The organism is Anaerolineales bacterium (assembly GCA_015075725.1).
In the GTDB taxonomy this organism is placed as follows: Bacteria; Chloroflexota; Anaerolineae; order Anaerolineales; family Villigracilaceae; genus Villigracilis.
The window spans coordinates 1,805,589-1,830,673 of sequence record JABTTV010000001.1 but is presented as its reverse complement, the minus strand read 5'-3'; the positions used below and the strand labels follow the sequence as shown (position 1 = coordinate 1,830,673).

The following is a 25,085-nucleotide window of genomic DNA, read 5'->3' as shown; positions in this document are numbered from 1 at the left end:
GCTGCAAGAACAAGGTTTCAAGTGAAAAGTTACAACGGCGAATTGATGGCATATTGGGAACAGGGTTGGGAGGGGCGGATCGAGTTTTTCTTCCAGCCGGACGGCTCAGATAAGTTCTTCCCTCTCCGCGATGGCTGGCAGCTTACCATTTTCAACCCCGGCGGTACGATCCTGTGGTCTGGAAAACTGCAATTCATTCGAAGAAGCGAGTGGTGGGACCGTCACCGCCTCAAAGCCGACATTTGGGCATATACCAAACAAAAGGATGTCCCCTACGCGGATTGGATGGAATGGTTCTGGCACATGCCTCCGCTGAAAGCCCGGCTCGAAACCGAGGAAAGTGAATGAGCGAAAAACAAAAAGATCGTCCCGCCATAAATAAATACATTCATCCACCCATCGTGGCGATCTTCTACATTATCGTCGCCTTGCTGCTGGGACAGTTCATCCCCGCTTTGGCAAGCATGTCGCAGACCATGAAGAACGGCGGATTGGGACTCACCTTTATCGGCTTTCTTTTTGGGGTGGGCGCGTTTATCGAATTCCGCAAAGCGCATACAACCCTCGACCCGCATGGTTCGGTCAAGGCGCTGGTGACCGACGGCATTTACCGCTTCACGCGCAATCCGATCTATCTTGGTTTTGTGCTGATGGTCATCGGATTTCCGCTTGCATATGGGACCCTGTGGGGTTTGGTCGCCGCGCCGTTTTTTGCCGCGACCATGAGTCGGCTCGTCATAGAGAAGGAAGAAGCCTACCTGGAGAAAAAATTCAAGGGGGAATATGCCGGCTACAAGTCCAGGGTGAGGCGGTGGTTTTAGATCTCCAAGGCGGCGAAAGCCGTCTTTTCTTTTGCTTGCAAATTAGAACAAATGTACTTATAATGACGAAAAGGAGATTGCCATGTCCACCATTCAATTAAGAGTTAACGACAGGTCGGTTAATGCGTATCTCGCCTCCCCCTCCAATGGTGGGCAGGGCGTATTGGTGTTGCCTTCGTGGTGGGGATTAAAACCCTTTTTCAAAGAGATTTGTGATCAACTTGCGGAACATGGGTATACGGCGCTCGCGCCTGATTACTACGACGGTCGCGTTGCAAAGACAATTGATGAAGCCAAGGAGTTACAAGGTTCAACAGAGGGAACGAATCCCGAATTGATAGGTGACATCGTCAGAGCCGCGAAGGAGCATCTTGTCTCGCTTACAAAAAACAAGATTGGCGTAATCGGTTTCTCAATGGGCACCTGGTGGTCTTTGGTGATGGCAGAAAGCGACCCCAATATCTCTGCCATTGTTTTATTTTACGGCACCGGAGACGTGGAATTCAGTACAGTGAAAGCAAAGGTTTTGGGGCATTACGCAGAAACGGATGAATGGGAATCGCTGGACAACGTCCGCGGGATGGAACAGGCAATGAAGAATGCCGGTATTGACGTGACGCTTCATATCTACCCGAAAACTGCCCATTGGTTCATGGAATCGGACCGCCCCGAATATGATCCCGCTGCCGCCAAGTTGGCATGGGAGCGGACGTTTGAGTTCCTGAAAGCCTCACTTTAGTCCAGGCTTATGGACTTGTTCTACGAATAACCAAAAAGGTTAAGGGTATAATCGCCCTTAATCTTTTTAAATTCAGGAGATTCCCCTCAATGGCTGAAAATTTCGATGTGGTTGTCATCGGCGCAGGACCCGGCGGTTATGTTGCTGCGATCCGCGCCGCGCAGTTGAAGCAAAAGGTCGCCATCGTGGACAAACAATGGCTGGGCGGCGTTTGTTTGAACATCGGCTGCATCCCCTCGAAATCCCTGCTCAAGAATGCGGAGGTGGCGCATACCCTGCGTCACCGGGCAAAGGATTTCGGATTCTCGTTCGATAACCTGAAACTGGATTATGGCGTCGCCTTCAAACGCTCACGCTCGAATTCGGACCGGCTCGTCAAAGGCGTTGGTTTTTTGATGAAGAAAAACAACATCGCCGTGTTCATGGGCGCGGCGACTTTCAGATCGAAAGACACGGTCTCCGTGGCGGGAAACGACGGCAAGACCACCGAACTCAAAGCGAAGAATATCATCGTCGCCACAGGCGCGAGCGCGGCTCAGCTCCCCGGTGTGACCATGGACGGCAAAAAGATCGTCACTTACGTGGAAGCCATCATGCAGGAATCGCTCCCCAAGTCGGCGGTGATCGTGGGCGGCGGTTCGATCGGAACGGAGTTCGCGACGATCTGGAATTCCTACGGTGTGGATGTGACCATCATCGAACTGCTTCCGCGCATCCTGCCGAGAGAAGATGAAGAAGTCAGCAAGGAATTGACGAAGGAACTGACCAAGGCGGGGATCAAGATCAAGACGAACGTTAAGTTCGAAAGCATCGCTATCGCTGGCAAAGGTGTGAAAGTCAAATTGCCGGATGAGACCCTCGAAGTGGATCAGGTGTTGGTCGCAACCTCCTTCACGCCGAACAGCAAGGGGCTGGGGCTCGAGGCGGCGGGCGTCAAAGTGGATCCGCGCGGGTTCATCGAGATCGATGAAAAGATGCAGACCAACGTCCCCGGCATTTGGGCGATCGGCGATGTGACCGGTAAACTCATGCTGGCGCACGTCGGCTCGGCGATGGGAATCATTTGCGCCGAAAACATCGCAGGCGTGGAAACGATCACGCTCGATTACGACATGATGCCGCGCGCCACGTATTGTCACCCGCAGGTGGCTTCGTTCGGGTACACCGAAACGCAGGCAAGGGAGAAAGGTCACAGCGTCAAGATCGGGCGTTTCCCCTTCCAGCCAAACGGCAAGGCGCTGGGAATGGGCGATTACGCCGGTTTCGTCAAACTGGTCGTGGATGAAAAATACGGCGAGATTTTGGGCGCGCACATGATCGGTCCTGAAGTGACCGAGTTATTGCCCGAACTCACCCTCGCACGCATGATGGAGTTGACTCCGCACGAGATCGCGCGCAACGTGCATGCGCACCCGACCTTGAGCGAAGTTTTGATGGAAGCCGCTCACGGCGCTGAGGGAACGCCGATCCATATTTAGATACTCAGACCTCCGGGGTTTTGAATACCTCGGAGGTCCTTTTGTTACGGGGCAGAAAACGGGAACTCACCCACACATGTGAATCCGACCGGCGCTAACGGCGGCGTGTAATTATATTCATCAAGATACAAAACAACATCGATGCCGGGACCCGTGACATGATATTTATCCAGGATCGTGTCGCCGCTGGAGAATGAACCTTCGCGTTCGTACTTAAGCGTTTCGCCATTTGGACCAAGCAGGTTATCGAGATAGGCTTCTTCGCGGGCGGGACCTTCGAGCCAGTCGCCTCCAACACGGATCGGGTTTTGTTCGGTAAAACCGTATGTTTTGTCATCGCTGACGGTGCATGTCCCCATGCTGGTTTGGACATCGATAAACTCAACCGAGTCGATCAGGGATTGAAAGAAAGTCGAGCCGGTGGTCTTCCATAAATCCTTATCTTCTGCAAGGTTGGAAACTCCAAGCCCAAAGAAGACGGAATTTAAGTGCGGATTGACGGCAACCGCCGCACCTTCGATGGGCGCATCGAAAAGGATTCCGGTCAACGCCACCGAGATGCCTTCCGCTCCGCCAATGTTGATCGGAGAAGACTCGCCCTGCTCGAATTCGCCCCCGCTTCCAGAAAGTTCATCCAGAAACATATCGATCACATCCTGGAGCGAATTGGATGACCCGTCGTAGTCGGTCCTTATAAAGGAAATGATGAGTTTTCCCTCCTGGTCGAAGACACCCACCATTTTGCCTTGCAGGTCGAAATCCAATTCTGGGGGGACGGACAAACTGAAGCCGTCGGCTTCGACAGGCAATGCTTTCGGCGCAGGAGTCGCAGTAGATGTGGGAACAGGCGTCGGCGTGGGTTGAGGCGTTGGGGAAAAGGTTCGGGTTGAGGTCGCTGCCGGTTCGGGAGTCGCCAGAGGACCACATCCCAAGAGAAGAGCGGATATCAAAACGAGAGCAAACTTTCGAACCATCTTTCCTCCTTTTGTTTGGGTTGGACCTCTTGAAGTCATTATACCGGTCAAAAAGGGGGGCGGGAAACCGGTTTTGTCTATACATCTTGAATTTTTTTTGAATATGTGCTATTAACAAGCGACAAAATTATCCGCCTTCACCGAATCATTTGGGAAATTGGGAGGAAGGTCGGCTGGAAGGCTGAATTATGCACCGAGAAAGAGTTTCAGAAAACGTATATTGGTTTCAAAGCGAGGTCTACGCCCAGGTGACGGCAGGCGTCATCGTCGGTCCGCAATGGGCGGTGGTCATCGATACGCTTGCCCTGCCCGAAGAGACGCTGACCATGCGCGAGTTCATCGAACATGAACTTGGCGTACAGGCGCGTTACATCATCAACACGCACTATCACGCCGACCACTGCTGGGGCAATTGTTTCTTCCCGGGCGCCGTGGTGATCGGGCATGCGAGTTGCCGCAAGTACCTGATCGAAGAGGGCACCGCCTCGCTCGAAAGCGCACAGAAACAGAATCAAAGCCTGAGGCAGGTCAAGATCGTGCCGCCTCATCTCACCTTCGACACGGGCGAGATGACCCTGCGGGTCGGCAAGAAGAATCTCATCATTACCACCTCGCCGGGTCACAGCAACGACGGCATTTCGGTGCTCGTCGAAGAAGACCGCGTCCTTTTTGCGGGGGATGCCTTCATGCCCCTGCCCTACGTCGTCGACGGCGACGTGGACGACATGCTTGCCTCGGTCAAGAAGATCGGCAAAATGGGTCTGGAAAACATCATCCAGGGCCACGGCGATATCATCCTGCGCGGCGAGATCGATGCCGCCGTGCGCGAGAACATCAGTTACCTCAACAACATCAAGAAAGCCGTCAAAGCGGGCGGCAAACGCAAGAACGCCGAGGAATATCTCGAAGAGGTCTCCATCGAGGATTGCGGCAAGAGCCGTGTCTACCTCGGCGGGCTGGCGGAGACCCTGCACCGGCGCAACCTGCGCGCTTTGCACCGTCAGATGCACGGCGAATAAAACAAGGATGTTGCAGATGCGAGACAGGACTGCAACATCCTGCATTTCCGGGGTAAATTTCACCGGATCGCACGCCCGCCTCTAGCCAAGCCCTTCCCTGCATCGAGTTTCCGAGACTTTGCTTCCACTACAGCCATTTCTACCCATATTTCCTCCTTAGGATTTGCTTTACCCATGCGCAGATCGAACCGCCTGATGTCCGGCCTGCCGCCCTTTCAACAGGGCGGTCTGGATTCGCTCTGCGGCTTGTACAGCATTATCAACGCCGAACGGATCGTCAACCGTTCCTCCGATGAGGATGCGCAGAAATTGTTCAACCATTTGATCCATTATCTTTCGAGGCGCGGGTTGTTGAGCAAAATCCTGATCGACGGCATCATCCACAAGGAGATGCTTGTCATCCTCAACAAGATCGCCGGCAGGAAACGCATCGCCAATGTGGAAATCCCCTTCCGCGGTGTGCCCAACCCCGACCTGACCACGTTCTGGAAGTCGATGCAAGCCTTCCTGGACGGCACTCCCGGGCGCTCGATCGTCCTCGGCTTGCAGGGGTATCACGACCATTGGACAGTGATCGAAAAGATCACAAACCGTTCCATACTTCTGTACGATTCTTCGTTGATCAAACGCCTGCCGCGCACATCCTGCACCACCGTCTACGCCACCTACCAGCGGAAGCACGTCCTGCTCCCCGCGCAGACGTATTACCTGTCGAACGATCTTCAGGATATCGGGCAGTATGATGTCTAGCTTTTCTTGGATCCCCTTGCTATACTTTTATTGTCAGATCATTTCGCTCCTCATGAGGTGACCCCATGTCTTCCATTTTGATTCGCAACGGTACGTTGATCGACGGCACGGGCAAGGCTCCGCTGGCGGATGCCGCCGTGCTGGTGAAGGACAATCTCATTCTGGATGTGGGTCAGGGAAGGAACATCCGCCAGCCGGATACTGAAGTCACTGAGATCGACGCGGGCGGCGGGTACATCCTGCCCGGCATGATCGATACGCATGTCCACGTGATGCTCGAAGGCGTGAATATCGCGCGCGACATGGTCACGCCTTTCTCGATGCGCTTTTACAACTCGGTCAATTACTTGAAGAACACCATCGATGCGGGAATCACCAGCGTCCGCGATGCGGGCGGCGCAGACGCGGGAGTCAAGCAGGCGGTGGAAAGCGGCGTGATCGTCGGTCCGCGTTTGCAGATCAGCATCAGCGTGCTGACCATCACCGGCGGTCACGGCGACGGCTGGATGCGTTCCGGCATGGAATATGATCTGTTCATGCCGTATCCGGGTTTCCCGTCCTGCCGGGTGGACGGGGTCGAGGATTGCCGCAGAAAAGTGCGCGAGGTGCTGCGAGCCGGGGCGGATGTGATCAAAATCTGTTCGACCGGCGGGGTGCTGAGTCCCACCGACCACCCGGAGTTCGTTCAATTCTCGCCGGAGGAATTGGAAGTGATCGTGCGCGAGGCATCCTATCGAAGAGGCGTGAAAGTCATGTCGCATGCGCAGGGAGCGGAAGGGGTCAAGAACGCCATCCGCGCGGGAATCCATTCCATCGAGCATGGCATCTATCTCGACGATGAAGCCATCGAACTTATGCTGAAACACAGGACGTTTCTCGTGCCAACCTTACTCGCGCCAATCGCCGTGCTTGAAGCGGGAGAGAAAGGCGGAATGCCCGAGTACGGGGTCCGCAAAGCGCGCGAGGTGGTGGAGATCCACAGCGAGAGCATCAGCCGCGCTCACAAGGCGGGAGTGCGAATTGCAATGGGCACCGATGCTGGCGTGATGCCGCATGGGACGAACCTGCGCGAATTGGGTTTGATGGTCAACGTGGGGATGTCGCCGATGGAGACGATCGTCGCCACGACGAAGAAAGCGGCGGAATGTTTGGGCTGGGAAGATAAGGTCGGGACGATTGAAACCGGCAAACTGGCGGACATCATCCTCGTGAAAACGAATCCCATTCAGGACATCCGCTCGCTGGAGAAGGTCGATAACATCTCCCTTGTAATGAAAGACGGCAGGATCGTAAAAGATATTCGGGGAAAAGGGAATAAATAGACGAAGAGGCGGGTTTTATCAACGCGCCTTTTTTGCCGGCATCAAGGGAGACTCGTCCGTCGGTCAGCCGGGCTTCACACAGATGCCTGATAAATCTTCACGCAATTTCTCCCGGCTCCTTTTGCGGCATAGAGCGCATGATCCGCGCGACGGACGAGATCGTCCAACGTCTGCACCCTTGCGTCCTTTTCAGCCACCCCCACACTGACAGTTACGCCCGCCTGCGTATGTTCCGGGTCGATGCGATAGGCCATTACCTTCCTTCGTATGCGTTCCGCCACATTTGCAGCCTCCTCTGCCCTGCTGTTCGGAAGCAGGATGATGAACTCCTCTCCCCCGTATCGCGCGAGGATATCCGCTGCGCGCACCTGTTTCTGCGCGATGCGGGAAACATGTCGCAACACGTCGTCTCCCACGTGATGCCCCCACCGGTCGTTGACGTTCTTGAAATGATCCACATCGAAAATGATGGCGGAGACCGGCTGTTCATAACGCATCGCGACCGAAAACTCATGATCGGCGAGCAGGAAAAAGTGACGGCGGTTGAATAAATTGGTCAGGCTGTCGGTGCGCGCCAGCAGTTGTTCGCGTGCCAGCGCATGTTCAAGTTCCGCGTACGCTACTTCGACAGCATCTTTAGCCTGCTGTAATTTTTCCTCCGCCAGTTTGCGCAGGGTAATATCGCGGTTGGCAGATACAAAGCCCGCCGCCCTTCCCGCGCTGTCCCGGATCATCATGATGTTCGCGTCGATATTGACGGGCTGATCATCCTTGGTGAACTGGATCACCTCCCCTTTCCATGTGCCTGTTTCGCTGATCAAGCGAATGGACTCTTCGCGTCCGCCATCGAAGAAAGTTGTTCTTAAAACCTTTGAAACATCCTTACCCAGGACCTCTTCCTCCCTCCAGCCAAATATACGTTCCGCGGCGTTGTTCCAGTATCTGATGTTGAAGTTTTCATCCGTGCCGACGACGATGTCGTTGATATTTTCCAAAATCCGGGCGTGATACGCGACCTGCTCTTCCGCCCGTTTCCGGTCGGTGATCACCCTCAGGATGACCATGATCTCGCGGGGTGACCCATCCGGGTTGCGGGTGAGGACGGTTTTCCGGCTGTCCACCCATTCCCATTCGCCCTCCTTGCTGCGCACCCGATATTCCAGGCTTTCGGTTTGTTCACCCTGGTGTATCTTTTGATGGTAGGCGGCAACAGCGGCGGCATCCTCCGGATGAACGGATGCTTGTATCGAGCCGGGCTGGCTCAATTCCTCATAACTGTATCCCAGGAAGGAACTGCGGTTGAAATTCCTCGTCCTTCGCTCTTTCAGGTCGAGCGTATACAGGACGTCAGGCAGGCGTTCGAGCAGCCTCTCAAGCCACGCATTATTTTCCTTCAAGCGGGCTTCCAGGTCCCTGCGTTCTGAAATTTCCCGGATGATCGTACTGGTCAGCAAATCGCCGCGTTGATCCCTGAAGACCACCGAGGTTAATTCCAATGGGAACCTCGTTCCATCTTTTCGTACACCGGTCAATTCCACGCGGACCATCCCCGTTTCTTCTCGCATTTCCAAACCCGCTGCAAAGCGCGGATCGGAAGTATCGAGCAGTCCCTGACGACCGGCGCGGATTATCTCCTCCTCAGTCATGCCGAACATTTCGCAGGCGGCCGGGTTGGCGGAATTGATCCTGCCGTCGGGCGCTGTCAGAAAAATCGCATCCAGGTTGTTTTCGTAAATCTGGCGAAAAAAATCAAATCCCTCCCCACGTACGATCGGCTTCGTCGAAGGCGGCCTCTTCATACACCATTGGTCCATTACGGACCTTTGATGTCCAAAGTATAACATCAACCAAAATCGAATTCAACAACCGTTCTTGTCGCATTCGATGCTTTAACCTTCCAATGTAATGTATTTTTTCCTCGGGTTGACTCCCACCATCCCTTTGAACGCATCCTGGATCGCCTGCATGTCCGCTTCCATATCGTCCGTCAAATGAAAAACCCTGCCTACGCGCATCGTCTTGTGTTTGCCGTCCACTTTTGCGAATACCAGCGGTATCCCCGCGCCCTTGGCGATGTGATAGAAGCCGCGCTTCCATTCCTTCACGCCGTGGCGGGTTCCCTCAGGCGCAATGGTCAGGATGAATTTATCGGAGCGGTTGCACGCCTCCACCATTTGCTCGACCAAACCGGAGGATTTGGAACGGTCGACGGGGATGCCGCCGCTCCAATAGAAGAACCAACCGATCGGGCTGCGGAACAGTTCTGCTTTGCCCATGTATTTCACGTCCGCTTTCAGGCGAAAGATAACCCCGAGAAACAGTAGAAAGTCCCAGTTCGAGGTGTGAGGCGCGCCAATGATCAGATATTTGCCGAGGTCCGGCAGAGATCCCTCCACGCGCCATCCGGCGAGGCGCATCAACGAGTTGCTGACCATGCGTAAAATCGGACTCAAGATGGGGGTATTGAATATGGTTCGTTTCAAGGGGTTTCCTCAACCAATAGAACCCGGAATCCCTTCGCGGGTCTCGCGGATGAATTTGTGGTTAAATACCTGCATGCTGAAATCGTTCCTGCGCTCCACAGTCTATCACATCGAAAAAAGCTTGCAGCGCCTGCGCTTCGCTTCTGCACACGCGGAGTTGCCCGCGCTTCTCGGCATATCCTTCCCAAAGAGCGGAACCCACTTACTCGATCAAATCCTTCTCGGCTTCTCGAACGTCGCGCCGTTTGCCAGACGCCTGCGCTCCTTCTACGCCGAGTACGAAGGCGAAAGCGGGAAGAAGCGCGACCCGGAGCAGGCTTTGAAGTGGCTCGACTCGCTTCACACGCGCGACATCGCCTCCGCGCATCTCTTTGCCCGGCCCGAAGTTGTCGCTCGCGTTAGTTCGCCGAAATTTGTTCCTTTTTTTATTTACCGCGACCCGCGCGATGTGGTCGTCTCGCATGTCTTTTACGTCACCGACATGGAAGCGCGGCATGTTCATCACGAATATTATCGATCCCTGCCCGATTTCAATGCGCGACTTAGAGTCAGCATATTGGGTCGTCCCGACGCCGATGTCGAATTCCCAAACATCGCCGAACGATTTGCGCCTTATCTCGGCTGGCTTGACCGTAAAGAAGTTTTGAAAATTCACTTCGAAGATTTGATGCACGCCCGTGCTGAGACTCTCACCTCGATCATGGATCACCTCCTCAGCCGTGTTCCGCTTCCCGCTCCCCGGCAGTTGATCCTTGATTCCCTCGAAGCCTCCATCAACCCGACCAAGTCCCCGACCTTCCGCTCCGGCAAGACGGGTGAATGGAAAAAATATTTTACAGACGAGCATAAGGCATTGTTTAAGGAAGTAGCGGGAAATTTATTGATCAAACTTGGCTATGAAAAGGATAGTGAATGGTGAATAGGTCATAGGAAACCCCATTCACTATTCCCTATTCACTTATAACTATGAACTGCTCTCTAATCATCCGCGCCTATAACGAAGAGAAACACATCGGGCGTTTGCTGGAGGGAATCAAACAGCAGACCATCAAGGATGTGGAGGTCATCCTCGTCGACTCCGGCTCGACCGATTCGACCGTTTCCATCGCCGAATCGTTTGGCGCGAGAGTCGTCCACATCCCCCCGGCGGAGTTTACTTTTGGGCGTTCGCTCAACCTCGGGATCAAGTCCGCGAGCCGGGAGTTCATCGTCATTGCCAGCGCGCATGTTTATCCTGTCTACCCCGATTGGCTGGAGAGCTTTCTCAAACCTTTTCAAGACGAGAAAGTCGCCCTCACTTATGGCAAACAGCGTGGATACGAGGGCTCGAAATATTCCGAACATCAAATATTTCATCAGTGGTATCCCGATGTCAGCAATCTAAATCAGGTCACCACGTTTTGCAATAACGCCAATGCCGCCATCCGTAAAAGCCTGTGGGAACAACACCCCTATGACGAAACACTGACCGGGCTGGAAGACCTCGAGTGGGGTCAATGGGCGAAGGGACAGGGATATAAGATTGCCTACGTCGCCGAAGCGGAGATCGTCCACGTCCACAACGAAACCCCGCGCGGAGTCTACAACCGCTACCGCCGCGAAGCGATGGCATTGCGGAGAATCTACCCCGAAGCGCATTTCAATTTCTATGATTTTTTACGATTGACCTTTACAAATATTTTGAGCGATCTCTGGCATGCCGCGCGCGATGGAGTCCTGCTGAAAAGCCTTACATCGATTTTCTGGTTCCGCTTTGCGCAATTTCACGGCACACGCATCGGTCACCGTGAGACAAGCCTGGTCACGCCGCAGTTAAGAGAAACTTTCTACTATGCGCGGGAAAGAAAGAGGAAAGAGGAAAGAAAGAGGGATGTGGAGCCGATTCGGTATAATCATGATAATAGTGAATAGGTAATAGCGGTTAGGAGTTTGAAGTGAGCAATGATAATATTCAAGGCTTGGAGACTTTAGAGGCTTGGAAAAAAGCCAGTACCCTCGTTCTGGTTGTTTACAAGGAAATCCTGCCGTTATTGCCTGCTGATGAGAAATGGCATTTGAATCAGCAAATTCGACGTTCTGCTCAAAGTGTCTCTGCCAATCTTGCCGAAGGGCATGGGCGTTATTATTTTCAGGATAATGTCCGTTTTTGTTATATTGCCCGCGGTTCGCTCACAGAAACATACACCCACCTTTTGCTTGCCCGTGATTTGAAATATATTCCTGATAATCTTTTTGTTCAAGTGAAAAGCCAGATCGAGGAATTGATTCGAATCACAAATGGTTACATCGCATACCTGAAGTGTTCCAAACGTGGTGAAAAAGAACCTGGATCCAATTACGCAATACGAGAAACTGAGCCTGAATACCTCATCGAAGAGATTTCCGACAAAATTCTCCCCGAAGACTCTTGAATAATCTTCTGTTCACCATCCACTATTCACTATGACCTATTCACTAAAACCTACTTCCTCCCACCCCATCCCCTTCCTCGCGGACTTGATGACTCGCAGTTTTGAGGGATATTTCGTCCCCATCAATATCACAGAATCGGTCATGCACACCATGATCCGCCGCGATGGCATCGATCTGACCGCCAGCTGCGTCCTGATGAAAGACGACGAGCCGGTCGGTGTTGCTTTCATCGCCCGCCGCGGCTGGACAAGTCGACTCGCGGCAATGGGCATCACGATGAACGCACGCAACGGCGGCGTTGGCACCTGGGCAATGGAACAACTCATCGATGAAGCAAAATCGCGCGGCGAAAAGGAAATGTTCCTTGAGGTCATCGAGCAGAACACGGCGGGCGTGAAATTGTATGAAAAGGTCGGCTTCAAAAAGATGCGCAGGCTGGTGGGTTACAAGATTGAAAATCCGCAAGTGGAATCCGATATAGAAATCGAAGAGATCGACATCCGCGAACTGGCGCGCACGGTCACCTATCATGGCATGAAAGACCTGCCCTGGCAGCTTTCCGGTACGACCATCATGCAGCACACGCCGCCGTCGCGCGCTTTCCGACTCAATGACGCTTACTGTCTCATCAGCAATCCCGAATCGACAGATATCTCCATCCAATCGGTGCTGGTCAAAGCCCGGTCGCGCGGGGCAGGCTTGAGCGCGGTCCTGATGCGCGCGCTTTTCGCCAAATTCCCAAACAAAGTCTGGCATGTCTCCCCGATCTACCCCGAAGAAATGGGATTCATCTTCGAACACGTCGGCATGACGCGCGAGTCGCTATCGCAGTGGCAGATGTCGCGGATTTTATAGCCGGGATTTCACATTTTGTTATCGGCGCTGCGAAAAAATACAGAACGCTTTCTGTGTTCGCCCTCGCATCCTTTTTTGCTTGGTTTATATTTCATATTCCGGTTATATGCGCACAACATTCATGGCGTGCCGCCGGAAGAATTCATCCGTCCCTTGTTACTCTCGCTTTTTTCGGGAGCGGCTCTTCAGGGATTCTGCGTCTGGCGAACGCATGACCGGCAGAAATCCGCCTTTTTGACTTCACTCTCTCTGACATGGTTTTTCCTCTACGGTGTTGCCAGGAGCGGACTGGCATCACTAATAATCGTAATCCCTGCCTTTTGGTTTGCATTGATCTGGCTGGCGTTACTACTCCTCCTGATCTGGCGGATTTCCTCTGCCAGGCGAAATTCCACCCAACAAGACATCACAACCAGCATTAACCTGGCAGCCATCATTCTTCTGTTGTTCCCGGCCATGCAGTCCATTCGATATTATTCGGCAAAAACCATACCGTTTTCCACAAAGATCGACCATGCGGTTAAGTTGAGGTCTGACCAGCCATTGCCGGACATTTATTACATCATACTGGACGGTTACGGACGTTCCGATGCAGTGTTGCCTTATGGGTATGACAACAGCAACTTCCTCGCATCCCTTGAAGAGATGGGTTTTTATGTAGCGGAATGCAGTCAGAGCAATTATGCAGGTACAGGGCTGTCCCTATCATCCTCTCTCAACATGGACTATGTCCGAAACCTAAGCGATGCCTTTCCGCCCGGGGAAACCGACCTGATAAATTTGTATAAAATGCTTGAGAATAATGCTGTGCGCAGGAGTTTATCCGACGCAGGTTACAAGACCGTTGCTTTCGCAAGCGGATTCTTCTGGGCGGAATGGAGAGACGCGGACTTGTACGTTTCACCGCCGCCGGGTCCGATCACCGAATTCGAAGTAGTCATCCTGTTATCCACATTTGCGAGAGTATTGGATGATCTCGACATCATTAACCTTGATGACATTCACGGTGATAACTTCCGAAGGCGCACCCTGCTGGCACTGGATGAACTCGAATCCATTGTCAAAATCCAGGGACCCAAATTTGTCTTCATCCATATAATCGCGCCTCATGAGCCGAGCGTCTTCGACGGGAACGGCGCTCCCATTCCGCCGGATAAGGTGGATTCCCGCAGCGGGTACGCGAACATGGCGGAATTTATCAGCACGGCGATACTGCCGCGTTTGGAAATGTTGATTCGAGAGTCACAAACGGATCCCACCATCATCCTTCAAGGCGATCACGGTCCTTCTCCGCGGGATCCCGTCGATCGCATGAAAATCTTGAATGCATACTATCTGCCAGAAGGCGGGGATGTTCTCTATCCATCCATATCGCCCGTCAACAGTTTTCGTGTCGTTTTCAATTCTATTTTCGATGCCGGTTATCCGCTGCTTGAAGATGTAAGCTATTTTTCCAATCCACCCGCCCGATATGACTTTACCATTCAACCAGGGACATGTCCGCCTTAACGAAATCAAACCACCGGGGTGAGCCAATTCGGTATAATCTCCATAATGAAACTCGCCGCCCTCGTCCCCATGCGCCATCACAGCCAGCGCGTGCCCGGGAAAAATTACCGCCCCCTCGCGGGCAAGCCTCTCTATCAACACATATTGGAAACGTTGAAAGCCGTGCCCGAGATCGAAACCGTGATCGTGGATACAGACTCCGAGCCGGTGATGGATGGAATTCGCCGCCTCTTTCCTGACGTAAAGTTGATTCCGCGCCCCGAGCATCTCCGCGCCGACTCCGTTCCCATGAACGACATCCTGCTGTACGATACTGCACAGGTGCGGGCGGATTATTACCTTCAAACCCATTCGACCAATCCGCTTTTGAAAGCCGAAACCATCTCGCGCGGAATCCAATCCTTAATTACAAATTACCCCAGATACGATTCGCTTTTCTCCGTTACCCGTCTCCAGACCCGTTTGTACTTTCAAGATGGACGCGCCATCAATCACAACCCGCTCGAGTTGATTCAAACGCAGGACCTCCCACCCGTATATGAGGAAAATTCCTGCATCTATATCTTCACGCGCGAAAACCTGGAGCGCAAGAAACACCGCATCGGCGATAAACCATTGATGTTCGAGGTCGACGCCGCCGAAGCCTGGGACATCGACGAAGAACTCGATTTCGAGATCTGCGATTTTTTGATGAGGAAAAGTTACTAATGTCATTGCGAGGGCGGTGTTCTCTCCGCCCGAGGCAATCTCCTGGTCAATAAGGTGATTGCTTTGTTGTGGCGCCGAGGCGTCACTCCCGGCAAGGACAAAAATCCACCATGCAAACCCTCAAAGACAAACTCGGTTCATTCTGGTTCGGCACCCTGTTCCTGACCCTTCTCGGCGCTGTGACCTACCTCCCCTTCGCGGCACGGATGGGCTACATCAACGACGATTGGTATTTGATGTTCGACGGATACGTGGGAGGAGCGTCATTCTTCCACAATGTCTTCAGTGTGGACCGTCCGCTACGGGGCTATGTGATGCAGGCAGCGTTCACTTTGTTTGGGATGAATCCCCTTTACTATCACTTGAGCGCGTTTTTATTCCGCATTGTCAGCGCAGCGGCACTGTTCTGGATCGGGAATCAACTTTGGCGGCGCCGAACTGTGTTTAACTGGATCGCGGCGTTGTTATTCCTGGTCTACCCGGGATTTCTCTCGCAAGTCAATCCCATCGATTATCAATCGCAACTCTTCAGCCTCGCCTGCGGATTGATCTCTGTGACTTTGACTTTGAAAGCGATTCAAGCGCAGACGCCCCTTCCACGTTGGACGTTTGCCATTGCATCAATATTATTGGCATGGACCTACCTTGGCTTGGTGGAATATTTTCTTGGGTTTGAAGCGTTGCGGTTTGGAATGATCGGCATTCTGCACCTCCGCAAAACGGAACAGACTGTCTCATCTCGATTGAAATCGGCTGCGGTGACTGCCCTTCCATTTTTGCTCGGCGCGGGCGGATTCCTCGTCTGGCGGTTGGTCTTCTTCGAAGCGGAACGCAAGGCGACGGATGTCAATCTGCAATTGTCCTCGCTTTTCGAGTCGCCATTGACCGCGTTGTGGTGGCTGAACTATCTGATCCAGGATGTGTTCAAGGTCGTCATGGTGGCGTGGACAACCCCGTTGAATCTCCTCGGGTTTTCCCTGCGTTTGCGCGATGCATTCACCGGTTTTGGGCTGGCGGCGTTGGCGATTGCCATGCTGCTTTTCTATTTGCGTCGGGGTGGAGAAAAGACCGGGGACGACGAGTCAGGCAATGGCTCTAGTGAGATGCGGGAACAAATCTGGCTGGCATTCATCACGATCGTCGCATGTTTAATTCCCGTGATCCTTGTCAACCGGCACGTCACAATACCCGATTATTCCCGTTACGCGCTCGCCCCATCGGTTGGAGTGGGCATCCTGTTTTCCGTCATCATCGAGCGGACGAATCCGAGCTCCTTACGCGCGGGGCTGGCTGCTTTCCTGGTCGGCGTTTCGGTGTTGACCCACCACGGCAACGCGGTCCGCGTGGCGGATGAGACCGGGGCGACGCGCAATTTTTGGTGGCAGGTTGCCTGGCGCGCGCCGAACATCAAGGAAGGCGTGACGTTGATCGTTCTGTACCCGGGTAGTTCTTTGAGCGAGGATTATTTCATTTGGGGACCTGCGAATTTTATTTATTACCCTGAAGAACAGCGCGGCAATCCGTTGCTTATCAAGCTGCCTGCGGCAGTGTTGGATGGCAATACGGTGACGCAGATCACGACGAACGGCGGTGTGGAGACTCCGCTGCGGCGCGGCAATTATCTTGAGCGTGATTTTGGCAATGTCCTGGTTATTGCGCAGTCCAGCCCGAACAGCTGCGTGCGATTCATCAACGGGGCTTCGCCGGAATTGAATTCATTCGACGATGGGCGCATTGTGATGGTCGCGCCGTTCTCTAGATTGGAATCTGTCCTGACCGACGGCGACGTCCCCGATGTTCCCCAGGATATTTTTGGAAGTGAGCCCGAACGCGGCTGGTGTTACCATTATCAACAAGCGGACCTTGCCCGTCAGCGCGGCGATTGGGCAACCGTCACAAACCTGCTCGATGAGGCTTTGAACAAGGGTTATTATCCAAACGATCCGCTCGAGTGGATTCCCTTCATGCAGGCATACGCAGTTCAGGGAAACATCGATGAGATCAACAAGATGACCAAACTGGTCATCCTCGATAAATACCTGCGTTTGCAGGTCTGCAACAATATGAAGCACCTTGCCGGGAACGAGACACTTTCAGATGAGGTCAATGAACTCATTACAAAGAAATTTTGCGAATAACATTTCGCTCGTTTTGGGGCTTGGCCCCGAAACGAGCGGTGAGGTTCCATGCCAACCGTATTGATGACCGCCCCCTACATGATTCCGTTTCTGGAGCGCTTCCGCCCGGTTCTTGCGGACTATGGCATCGATCTGATCGTGCCGGATGTACAGGAACGCATGGAAGAGGAGGATATCCTCAGATACGCCGGTCAGTTCGACGGGACGATCTGCGGGGATGACCGTTACACTGCGCGCGTCATCGAAGCCTGCTCGCCGCGATTGAAGGTCATCTCGAAGTGGGGAACCGGTGTCGACTCCATCGACGCCGATGCCTGCGCGAAGTTCGGGGTGAAGCTTGGGCGAACGCCGAATGCGTTCACCACCCCTGTCGCAGATACGGTGTTGGGCTATATGCTCGAATTCGCCCGGCGTGGTCCGTGGATGGACAGGCAAATGAAGAACGGCAAATGGGAAAAGATTCCCGGTCGGGCGTTGAGCGAATGTGTGCTCGGGGTGATCGGCGTGGGCAATATCGGCAGGGCGGTCACGCGAAGAGCCAAAGCATTCGGGATGAAAGTCCTCGGCACAGACATCGTTGACATTGACCATGTCTTTGTCAGCGAGACCGGCATCGAAATGACCACTCTCGACCTACTACTTTACAATTCCGATTTCGTCTCTGTGAATTGCGATCTCAACCCGACATCGCATCATCTTATCAACGCCAAAACCCTCGCACTGATGAAACCTGGCGCAGTTCTTATCAACACCGCGCGCGGTCCCATCGTGGATGAAAAAGCCCTGGTTGCGGCGCTGGTTTCAGGTCAGGTGGGAGGCGCGGCGCTGGATGTCTTCGAATTCGAGCCTTTGCTGGCAGATAGTCCTTTGTTGAAAATGGATAACGTCCTGCTTGCGCCGCATAATTCCAATTCCAGCCCGGCGGCGTGGGAGCGTGTGCATTGGAACACGATCAAGAACCTGGTGGAGGGGCTGGGGATGCAAGTGAGGAAGGGATGAAAAAACTTCGCCTCATATTACCCTTTGTATTCTTATTTTTATTGACAGCGTTCGTGTTGGACCTTGCCAATCCATTTCTCGGCGCGCCTGCGCGTGATGGCGGATTTTTCCTTTACGCGGGCAGTCAGATCCTGGATGGCAGGATTCCATATCAGGATTTTTGGGACTCGAAAGGACCCGGTATTTTTTACATCAATGCGCTGGGTTTGCTGCTGGGAGGCGGCTCGCGCTGGGGCGTCTGGCTTGTCGAGTTCCTTTGCATTTTTGGAACGTTGTTGCTTTTATACGACACACTTTCGAAGCGCTGGGGAATCGGCGCCGCGTTGTTCGGCGCCACTCTGGCGGGACTTGGCTTGCGCGTGGCCCTTGGCTATGGAAATTACACCGAAGAGTATGCCCTGCTTTTCAATGCCGCCGGGCTTGTGCTTTTCTTTTCGATGGTGGATGTGGAGCGGAACTATTGGAAGTACATCTGGGTCGGCGCGTTCTTCGGCTTGAGTTTCACCTTCCGTGCGAACAATATCGGCGGGCTGATCGCGATCCTCGGCGCGATCGCCCTCTTTTACGGCTTCAAACGTCATTACGGTGAGGTGTTGCGCATCCTTCTTGCGATCCTGGTAGGATTCGTCCTGCCGTTGATCTTGTGGACGATCTACTTTGCCATCGTCAGCGACGCGAAAGAGATGGTCTATGCTTCCATCGTTTTCAACTTCTCCTATTCCGCCGCGAAGGAACGCGAATGGCTGGATATTTTCGGCGGCTTTGGCCGCTACGGCATGGAGTGGTACGGTTGGTTCACGCTGGCGGCCTGGTTGTTGCTTGGCTTGCGCGTTTTGATGAGCTTTGTTCAGCGAAAGGTCACTGTTTTCGAGACATTCCTGCTGATCTGGTTCCCGGTCGAGATCGTGCTAAGCAATCTCTCCGGCAGGAATTTCACCCACTATTACATCAGCTGGACTCTGGCGGTCGCGGTCTATTCCGCCTTTGTCTTCGCCGAGATCTGGCAGGCGGCGTTCAAAGTTCCTTCGCTGGAAGGCTGGAATGACGGCTTCAGCGTGATCGCTTCCGCGGTTCTTATCATCATGTTATTCGCCATTTCGCCGTCTTCGTGGGCAAGATACGGCGAAACCATCCGTGCGGGCGGCGGCGAATACATCACTCCGGTCTCTGCCTACATCCGCGACAATAGCAAACCTGGAGACCGTCTGTTGACCTGGTATCCCGAAATGAGCGTCAATTTCATGTCCAATCGTGCTTCGCCGGTTAAGTACCTGTATTATCCGCTTTTTCTGGATGGTTCTCTGACCAGGGAGATCGAAGATAGTTACTATAATGATCTGACAAGCAATCCGCCCGAGCTCATCCTCGACTGTTCCCGCTCCGTGGACGCCATCCCTTCGCTGGACCCTGCCACTCGCGAAGTACAATACGACATCCCTGGAGTGAAGAAGAAGATGTACATCCAGCCGAAGATGGACGAGGTGTTTGAGTTTGTGGAGCAAAATTATCGCCTCGAAAATAAGATCGACGAATGTTTGATCTTCCGCTTGAAGAAGGATTGAATTAATAAATGGGATATGATGGCTTCAACGCAAAGGCGTTGGGTCCCTGGGCAGAACCGCGGTTTTTTGCGCCATAGCGTCTATGCGTTAAAAAGAGGATGAGGGAAGACCCCGGGCACAAAGCTGAATTTCGACGTAAAATTGTCCAATGACCAGAACAATCCTCATTACCGGCGCGGCAGGCGGCATCGGGCGCGCGGCAGTCGCTCTCTTCACTCAAAAAGGCTGGCGCGTCATCGGAGTGGATCGCTCCGACTTCGGGGCGGATTTCCCCGGGAACGGTCTTTTCATCCGGTCTGACATTGCCCGCGCCGAGGAAATGGAAGGCATATTCGAGAAGGTCAAAGCCGTCACCGACTCGCTCGACGCGCTCGTCAACAATGCCGCAGTGCAGGTGGCAAAACCGCTCGTGGAAACTAGTGTCGAGGAGTGGGATGCGGTCATGGCGGCGAATCTGCGTTCGGTATTTTTGGGAGTCAAACTCGCGCATCCGCTTCTTAAAGCCGGGAAGGGCGGTTCCATCGTGAATGTTTCCTCGGTCCATGCCGTGCAGACCTCTGCCAATATCGCCGCCTATGCCGCTTCCAAAGGCGGATTGCTCGCCCTCACCCGCGCCATGGCAATCGAATTCGCACCGGATAATATCCGCGTCAACGCCATTCTGCCCGGCGCCGTGGATACACCCATGCTGCGCGCCGGTCTCGGCCGCGGACACGCCGGTCACGGCGACATGCAGGAACGCCTGGACAATCTTGCGCGTAAAACCGTCAACGGTCGTGTTGGCACGCCCGCCGAAATTGCCAATGCAATTTATTTTCTCGCCGACGCCGAACAATCCTCCTTCATGACCGGTCAATCCATGATCGTGGATGGCGGCGCAACAGCGAGACTAAGTACGGAGTAAACCCATGCAATCCTCATTATCGCTGTACGCTCGATATCTCGTCCTTATCACTTCAGGAGTCCTGGCTTTCTTCAGCATCGGTTCCCTTACGCGCCTTGGCGTGAACCCGGACGCAGCAGGCTGGATCGCGATCTACGCTTTTGTCATGCTGATCGAGGCTGTTGTGCTCTTGTTCTGTTACTTCCGCCTGAAGCGGCGGAGCAAAGGCATCTTTTGGTTGACCTTTGTCATCCTCGCCTTGAACATCGTTCTTCCCGTCTTCGACCAGGTCGGGCTGGCGGATATACTTTTCATCCTCTTGAATGTGGTCGCTTTGGCGCTGCTTTACATCTCGCGGAAGGATTTCCTGCCCGCCTGAGGATGACCCGCGAACAAACCGCATGAGAAGCGTAAGAAAACGAACGCGCGAAACGAATCTTTCGCGTATCTTTATCGCACGGATTCTTTTCCATGTCAATTTCGTCCTATGGCTGGCGCTGGGAGTCTTCTACGTCTATAAAATGGTCGAAGACAGCAACAGCTGGACAGCCGCCATGGTCGGCTTTTTCTTTTTGACAGCGGCGTTATCCCTTCTCTTCGGCGCACGGGTTTTGAATCAGCACGGAAACCGGATCTACTTCACGGTCATCTTCATCGCAGCTTTTAACATCTTCCTGGCGGTTTTCGGCTTCCCGGATTTTTTCTTCATCATCGTCGCACTGCTGGATGTTGTCATCCTCGCCAATCTTATTCCCCTCAAGGATCACTATACCGCTTGAGCATGAAACAAACCCTCAAACGCATCGTTCCGCCTTCAGCCTGGAATGCGGCACGCTCCCTGAACGATTCCATCCGCCGATTGCCCGAACTTCCCGCCGCCTACCTTCATCCGTGGCGGCGCGAAAGTATCGGACGACTCGCCGCGTTCAAGGATATTCACCAAGGCAGGCGAGCCTTCATCATCGGCAACGGTCCCTCCCTCAAGCAGACCGATCTTTCCAAACTCAGAGATGAGATCACGTTCGGGATGAATCGTTTCTATGTCGCATTCCCCGAGCTCGGGTTTCAAACCACTTACTTCGCTTCCATCAACGACCTGGTCATCGAACAGTTCGTCGAGGATATTTCCGCGTTGACCATGCCGAAATTCCTTTCATGGCGTTCGCGCCGATTCTTCAACGATAAAACATACAACGACACGACCAATTTCATTTACACGTCTTATACCGGACCGAAATTTTCCCCCGATGTGCGCGGGCGCGTGTGGGAAGGCGCGACCGTCACCACTGTGGCTTTGCAGATCGCCTTTCACATGGGCTTCGATCAGGTCGTGCTCATCGGCGTGGACCACAACTTTGCCTCGAAAGGCGACGCGAACAAAACCGTCACGTCGGACGGCGATGACCCGAATCATTTCATGCCGAATTATTTCGGCAAGGGAGTCAGGTGGCAACTCCCCGATCTCGACACATCCGAAATCGGCTACATCATGGCGCGCGAAGCCTACAAAAAAGCCGGGCGTCAAGTCGTCGACGCAACCGTCGGCGGCAAATTAACCGTCTTCCCCAAAGTCGAATACAATTCCCTCTTCTGATCGACATTGATGGTCGAGCAGCGCGGATGTTCCGTCCGCGTTTATCGAAACCACATATCACGATTACTCATGACCCCCGCGCCTCAAACCCGACCTCAAAGCTGGTCCTTCCTCTTCATCCTTCTCCTCGCCCTGGGCGGACTCCTGCGACTCCTCGACCTGACCGATCCGCCATTGGACTTTCAGCCTTCGCGCCAATTGCGCAATTCGCTGGTTGCCAGGGAAATCTATTACAACGCATTGCCCTCGTCGACGGAGGAACAGCGTAGCCTTGCTGCATCCTTTGCGAATTCCGTCGGGAAATACGAACCGCCCGTCATCGAAACCATCGTGGCTTATAGTTACTTCCTAAGCGGTGGAGAGAACATCGCCGTCGCCCGCGTTTGGTTGACTTTCTTCTGGCTGGCGGCGGGATTGGCTCTCTTCGACCTCATGCGCCGCGTCGTTTCTCCGTGGGCGGCGTTGATCGCAATGGCATATTATTTCGTGCTTCCATTCTCAGTACAGTCCAGCCGCTCCTTCCAACCCGATCCTCTGATGACCTCTGCCTTTGTCATCGGCATTTACTTCCTTTATCGTTGGAGCGAAGATCACTCCCCTCTCCTTTCGGGAGAAAGGCTGGGAGCGAGGTCCACTTGGAAATGGGCGATCCTAGCCGCCGGTTTTCTCGGTCTTGCCGCTTTCGTAAAGGTAGTCATTGCCTTCATGGTCGGAGCCGCCGCCATCGCATTGGTACTGTTCACACTTGGAAAAGATTTCTGGAAGTCAAAACAAGTCTGGGCGATGGCGGGAATCATGGTCGTGCCTTCGTTGTTGTATTACGTCTTTCTCAACCAGGGCCGCTCCACCGAATACTTCTTCGCATGGACGGTGGCGCTCGTCGATCTCATCACCAGCACAGACTTTTACACAAAATGGCTGGCATTTCTCGGCACGCTTTTCGGCTTGACGATTCTTTTTCTCGGCATTGCGGGCGCTCTCATCGCCCCGTCCCGGATGCGCTGGCTGCTTGTCAGTTTGTGGATCGGCTACCTGCTTTACGGCTTGACATTGCCCTTCCAGATGTATACGCACAGTTACTATCACGTTCAACTGATTCCCGTCATTGCGCTGGGATTGGCTGTGGCATTGAATCCACTCACAGAATATGTTACAGGCATCAGCGGGGTCGGACGCGCGGGGTTCATCGCGCTGGTCATTGCCGTGATCGGGTATCAGGCTTATGCGGCGCGATCCGTCCTCGCGGCGGAGGATTTTCATCATGAGCCTGCGTTTTGGAATCAAGTCGGCGAAGCCTTCCCAGCGGACGCAAAGGTCATCGCGCTGACTCAAGATTACGGTTATCGTTTGATGATGTACGGTTGGCGCAAAGTGGATTTATGGCCCCTCGCCACCGAGTTGAGCGCGGAACGCAACCCTGACAAAGATACCGCCGCGCAATTCGATGAATTGACCGCGGGGAAGGATTATTTTCTCGTCACCGCCTTTGGTCAATTGGACAAACAACCCGGCTTGAAAAATATTCTCGACACTTACCTCATTGCCGTTCAAGGGGATGGGTATATTTTGTACGACCTCAGGTAACCTGTAGGGACGACGCATGCGTCGTCCCTACCAATCTGTTATGACCCTCGTTTCCATCATCACCCCCTCATATAACCAAGCCAAATATCTCGAACAGACGATCCTATCTGTGCTGGACCAGGATTATCCGCGCATCGAGTACATCGTCATGGATGGCGCATCCACCGATGGAAGTGTCGAGATCATCAGGAAGCATGCGGGCAGATTGTCATATTGGGAATCGATAAAAGATGAAGGGCAAGCCGATGCCATCAACAAAGGCTTTGCCCGCGCGAGAGGCGAGATCGTCGCCTGGCTCAACTCAGATGATTATTATCTGCCTGGAACGATCAGCAAAGCGGTGAAGGTTTTTGAAGAAAACCCTGATGTGGTGCTGGTTTATGGCAACATGCTCGCCGTGGACGAGAACAGCCAGACCTTCAATACGCTCACCTACAGACAACTCACGCTTGAAGATTTGTTGTGTTTTCAGATCATCGGTCAACCGGCCGTCTTCATGCGCCGCTCGGCACTGCAACAAACCAGCGGACTTGACCTCACGTTCCACTTTTTACTCGACCATTTGCTTTGGATAAAAATCGCCAAGCAGGGACGCATCCTGCACGTAAACCAGACCTGGTCAGCTGCGCGTTACCATGCCGAAGCGAAAAATATTTCCAAAGCCGCCGAATTCGGGCGTGAAGCCTTTCGCATTTTGGAAACCATCGCGCAGGACAAAGACCTGGCAGCCACCCTGCATAAGATCGACCGGCGCGCCCACGCCTCGGCCTTTCGTGTGGACGCGCGTTATCTGCTCGACGGCGCTTTGCCCGCACAAGCCTTACGGGCATGGTTCCGGGCGCTTTTCATTTATCCGCCGGTCGCCCTGAGGCGCATGAATATTTTCGTTTCAGCGGTCTTGAATTTGCTGGGTTTGGGGAGGCTGCGCGAGGTAATGCTGGCGCGGCGAAAAAAGAAGTTAGCGGGTTAGGTCTTCTTTGGGCGGGTCAAAGACCTGCAAGACCCAACGGGGTTCCATGAAGTTGACGAGCTTTTGAACGACGGCGGATTGCCGTCGTTTTGCTTTCACTTCCAGCTGCATGGATGTGAACGAATCGATCTCCACCTTGTCGTCGTCGATTTGGACCCAGATCCAGTCGTCGCCCTGCCTGCCGGATTGTATACCGGGATAATGCTGCATCAGGCGGGCAAGAATCTCTTCGAATTTATCGCGTTCCAACTCGGCAAAGATTACGAACTCATTTTCTTCCATGAA

26 protein-coding genes are annotated in these 25,085 nt (G+C 53.6%); 22 read left to right on the top strand and 4 right to left on the bottom strand.

The annotated features are described in order from the left end of the window. Positions 1–21: 21 nt before the first annotated feature. The 4 genes from HS100_08840 (at position 22) to lpdA (ending at position 3,038) form a co-directional block, all read left to right on the top strand. The gene (locus tag HS100_08840; GenBank protein MBE7434012.1) at positions 22–348 is read left to right on the top strand and encodes a hypothetical protein; all 327 of its coding nucleotides are present in this window, start codon (positions 22–24) and stop codon (positions 346–348) included. Next, complete coding sequence (locus tag HS100_08835) at positions 345–821, top strand: isoprenylcysteine carboxylmethyltransferase family protein (protein MBE7434011.1); 477 nt, start codon at positions 345–347, stop codon at positions 819–821. The genes HS100_08840 and HS100_08835 overlap by 4 nt, the downstream gene beginning before the upstream one ends. A gap of 82 nt (positions 822–903) precedes the next feature. Further along, positions 904–1,560, top strand: coding sequence for a dienelactone hydrolase family protein (locus HS100_08830; protein MBE7434010.1), 657 nt, complete (start codon positions 904–906; stop codon positions 1,558–1,560). 89 nt (positions 1,561–1,649) lie between these two features. Next, positions 1,650–3,038, top strand: a complete 1,389-nt coding sequence (gene lpdA / locus HS100_08825; GenBank protein MBE7434009.1) for a dihydrolipoyl dehydrogenase — start codon at positions 1,650–1,652, stop codon at positions 3,036–3,038. A gap of 44 nt (positions 3,039–3,082) precedes the next feature. Here the strand turns inward: lpdA and HS100_08820 are convergent, their stop codons facing one another. Continuing rightward, the gene (locus HS100_08820; protein MBE7434008.1) at positions 3,083–4,012 is read right to left on the bottom strand and encodes a hypothetical protein; all 930 of its coding nucleotides are present in this window, start codon (positions 4,010–4,012) and stop codon (positions 3,083–3,085) included. Positions 4,013–4,200: 188 nt separating this feature from the next. Here HS100_08820 and HS100_08815 point away from each other — a divergent pair, with 188 nt between their 5' ends. The 3 genes from HS100_08815 to HS100_08805 all read left to right on the top strand — a co-directional run bounded on the left by HS100_08815 (position 4,201) and on the right by HS100_08805 (position 7,103). Beyond that, on the top strand, positions 4,201–5,031 hold the full coding sequence (locus HS100_08815; GenBank protein MBE7434007.1) for an MBL fold metallo-hydrolase: 831 nt from the start codon (positions 4,201–4,203) through the stop codon (positions 5,029–5,031). A gap of 174 nt (positions 5,032–5,205) precedes the next feature. Continuing rightward, entirely contained in the window at positions 5,206–5,781 is a 576-nt protein-coding gene (locus HS100_08810; protein ID MBE7434006.1) for a hypothetical protein, read from the top strand. Positions 5,782–5,846: 65 nt separating this feature from the next. After that, positions 5,847–7,103 carry an amidohydrolase family protein gene (locus tag HS100_08805; GenBank protein MBE7434005.1) on the top strand — a complete coding sequence of 419 codons (1,257 nt, stop codon included), beginning with the start codon at positions 5,847–5,849 and terminating at the stop codon, positions 7,101–7,103. 74 nt (positions 7,104–7,177) lie between these two features. Here the strand turns inward: HS100_08805 and HS100_08800 are convergent, their stop codons facing one another. Together HS100_08800 and HS100_08795 are read right to left on the bottom strand one after the other, a co-directional pair. Beyond that, positions 7,178–8,902: a diguanylate cyclase gene (locus HS100_08800; protein MBE7434004.1), complete on the bottom strand. Its 1,725-nt coding sequence runs from the start codon at positions 8,900–8,902 to the stop codon at positions 7,178–7,180. A 90-nt stretch (positions 8,903–8,992) separates the two neighbouring features. Continuing rightward, positions 8,993–9,538 carry a lysophospholipid acyltransferase family protein gene (locus HS100_08795; protein ID MBE7434003.1) on the bottom strand — a complete coding sequence of 182 codons (546 nt, stop codon included), beginning with the start codon at positions 9,536–9,538 and terminating at the stop codon, positions 8,993–8,995. A gap of 121 nt (positions 9,539–9,659) precedes the next feature. On the opposite strand from HS100_08795, the gene HS100_08790 reads away from it, so the two are divergent. The 15 genes from HS100_08790 (at position 9,660) to HS100_08720 (ending at position 24,800) form a co-directional block, all read left to right on the top strand. Next, positions 9,660–10,505 (top strand): sulfotransferase domain-containing protein, encoded by an 846-nt coding sequence (locus tag HS100_08790; GenBank protein ID MBE7434002.1) that lies wholly within the window; start codon positions 9,660–9,662, stop codon positions 10,503–10,505. Positions 10,506–10,552: 47 nt separating this feature from the next. Beyond that, on the top strand, positions 10,553–11,497 hold the full coding sequence (locus HS100_08785; protein MBE7434001.1) for a glycosyltransferase family 2 protein: 945 nt from the start codon (positions 10,553–10,555) through the stop codon (positions 11,495–11,497). A 23-nt stretch (positions 11,498–11,520) separates the two neighbouring features. Beyond that, positions 11,521–11,997: a four helix bundle protein gene (locus HS100_08780; protein MBE7434000.1), complete on the top strand. Its 477-nt coding sequence runs from the start codon at positions 11,521–11,523 to the stop codon at positions 11,995–11,997. Positions 11,998–12,028: 31 nt separating this feature from the next. Beyond that, the gene (locus HS100_08775; GenBank protein ID MBE7433999.1) at positions 12,029–12,853 is read left to right on the top strand and encodes a GNAT family N-acetyltransferase; all 825 of its coding nucleotides are present in this window, start codon (positions 12,029–12,031) and stop codon (positions 12,851–12,853) included. A 234-nt stretch (positions 12,854–13,087) separates the two neighbouring features. Further along, complete coding sequence (locus tag HS100_08770; GenBank protein MBE7433998.1) at positions 13,088–14,362, top strand: hypothetical protein; 1,275 nt, start codon at positions 13,088–13,090, stop codon at positions 14,360–14,362. A gap of 45 nt (positions 14,363–14,407) precedes the next feature. Then, positions 14,408–15,070 (top strand): acylneuraminate cytidylyltransferase family protein, encoded by a 663-nt coding sequence (locus tag HS100_08765; GenBank protein ID MBE7433997.1) that lies wholly within the window; start codon positions 14,408–14,410, stop codon positions 15,068–15,070. Positions 15,071–15,180: 110 nt separating this feature from the next. Beyond that, a complete protein-coding gene (locus HS100_08760) occupies positions 15,181–17,208 on the top strand; it encodes a hypothetical protein (protein MBE7433996.1) in 2,028 nt (675 codons plus the stop codon). Positions 17,209–17,256: 48 nt separating this feature from the next. Further along, entirely contained in the window at positions 17,257–18,207 is a 951-nt protein-coding gene (locus HS100_08755) for a phosphoglycerate dehydrogenase (GenBank protein ID MBE7433995.1), read from the top strand. After that, complete coding sequence (locus HS100_08750) at positions 18,204–19,769, top strand: glycosyltransferase family 39 protein (protein ID MBE7433994.1); 1,566 nt, start codon at positions 18,204–18,206, stop codon at positions 19,767–19,769. The genes HS100_08755 and HS100_08750 overlap by 4 nt, the downstream gene beginning before the upstream one ends. Before the next feature lie 148 nt (positions 19,770–19,917). Then, positions 19,918–20,673 (top strand): SDR family oxidoreductase, encoded by a 756-nt coding sequence (locus tag HS100_08745; GenBank protein MBE7433993.1) that lies wholly within the window; start codon positions 19,918–19,920, stop codon positions 20,671–20,673. Between the two features lie 4 nt (positions 20,674–20,677). Continuing rightward, positions 20,678–21,031 (top strand): hypothetical protein, encoded by a 354-nt coding sequence (locus tag HS100_08740; protein ID MBE7433992.1) that lies wholly within the window; start codon positions 20,678–20,680, stop codon positions 21,029–21,031. Between the two features lie 22 nt (positions 21,032–21,053). Next, on the top strand, positions 21,054–21,431 hold the full coding sequence (locus HS100_08735; protein ID MBE7433991.1) for a hypothetical protein: 378 nt from the start codon (positions 21,054–21,056) through the stop codon (positions 21,429–21,431). A 2-nt stretch (positions 21,432–21,433) separates the two neighbouring features. After that, the gene (locus tag HS100_08730; protein MBE7433990.1) at positions 21,434–22,246 is read left to right on the top strand and encodes a DUF115 domain-containing protein; all 813 of its coding nucleotides are present in this window, start codon (positions 21,434–21,436) and stop codon (positions 22,244–22,246) included. 69 nt (positions 22,247–22,315) lie between these two features. Further along, positions 22,316–23,830: a glycosyltransferase family 39 protein gene (locus HS100_08725; protein ID MBE7433989.1), complete on the top strand. Its 1,515-nt coding sequence runs from the start codon at positions 22,316–22,318 to the stop codon at positions 23,828–23,830. Positions 23,831–23,846: 16 nt separating this feature from the next. After that, positions 23,847–24,800 (top strand): glycosyltransferase, encoded by a 954-nt coding sequence (locus HS100_08720; GenBank protein ID MBE7433988.1) that lies wholly within the window; start codon positions 23,847–23,849, stop codon positions 24,798–24,800. Here the strand turns inward: HS100_08720 and HS100_08715 are convergent. Beyond that, on the bottom strand, positions 24,789–25,082 hold the full coding sequence (locus HS100_08715; protein ID MBE7433987.1) for a hypothetical protein: 294 nt from the start codon (positions 25,080–25,082) through the stop codon (positions 24,789–24,791). The genes HS100_08720 and HS100_08715 overlap by 12 nt on opposite strands. Positions 25,083–25,085: the final 3 nt, after the last annotated feature.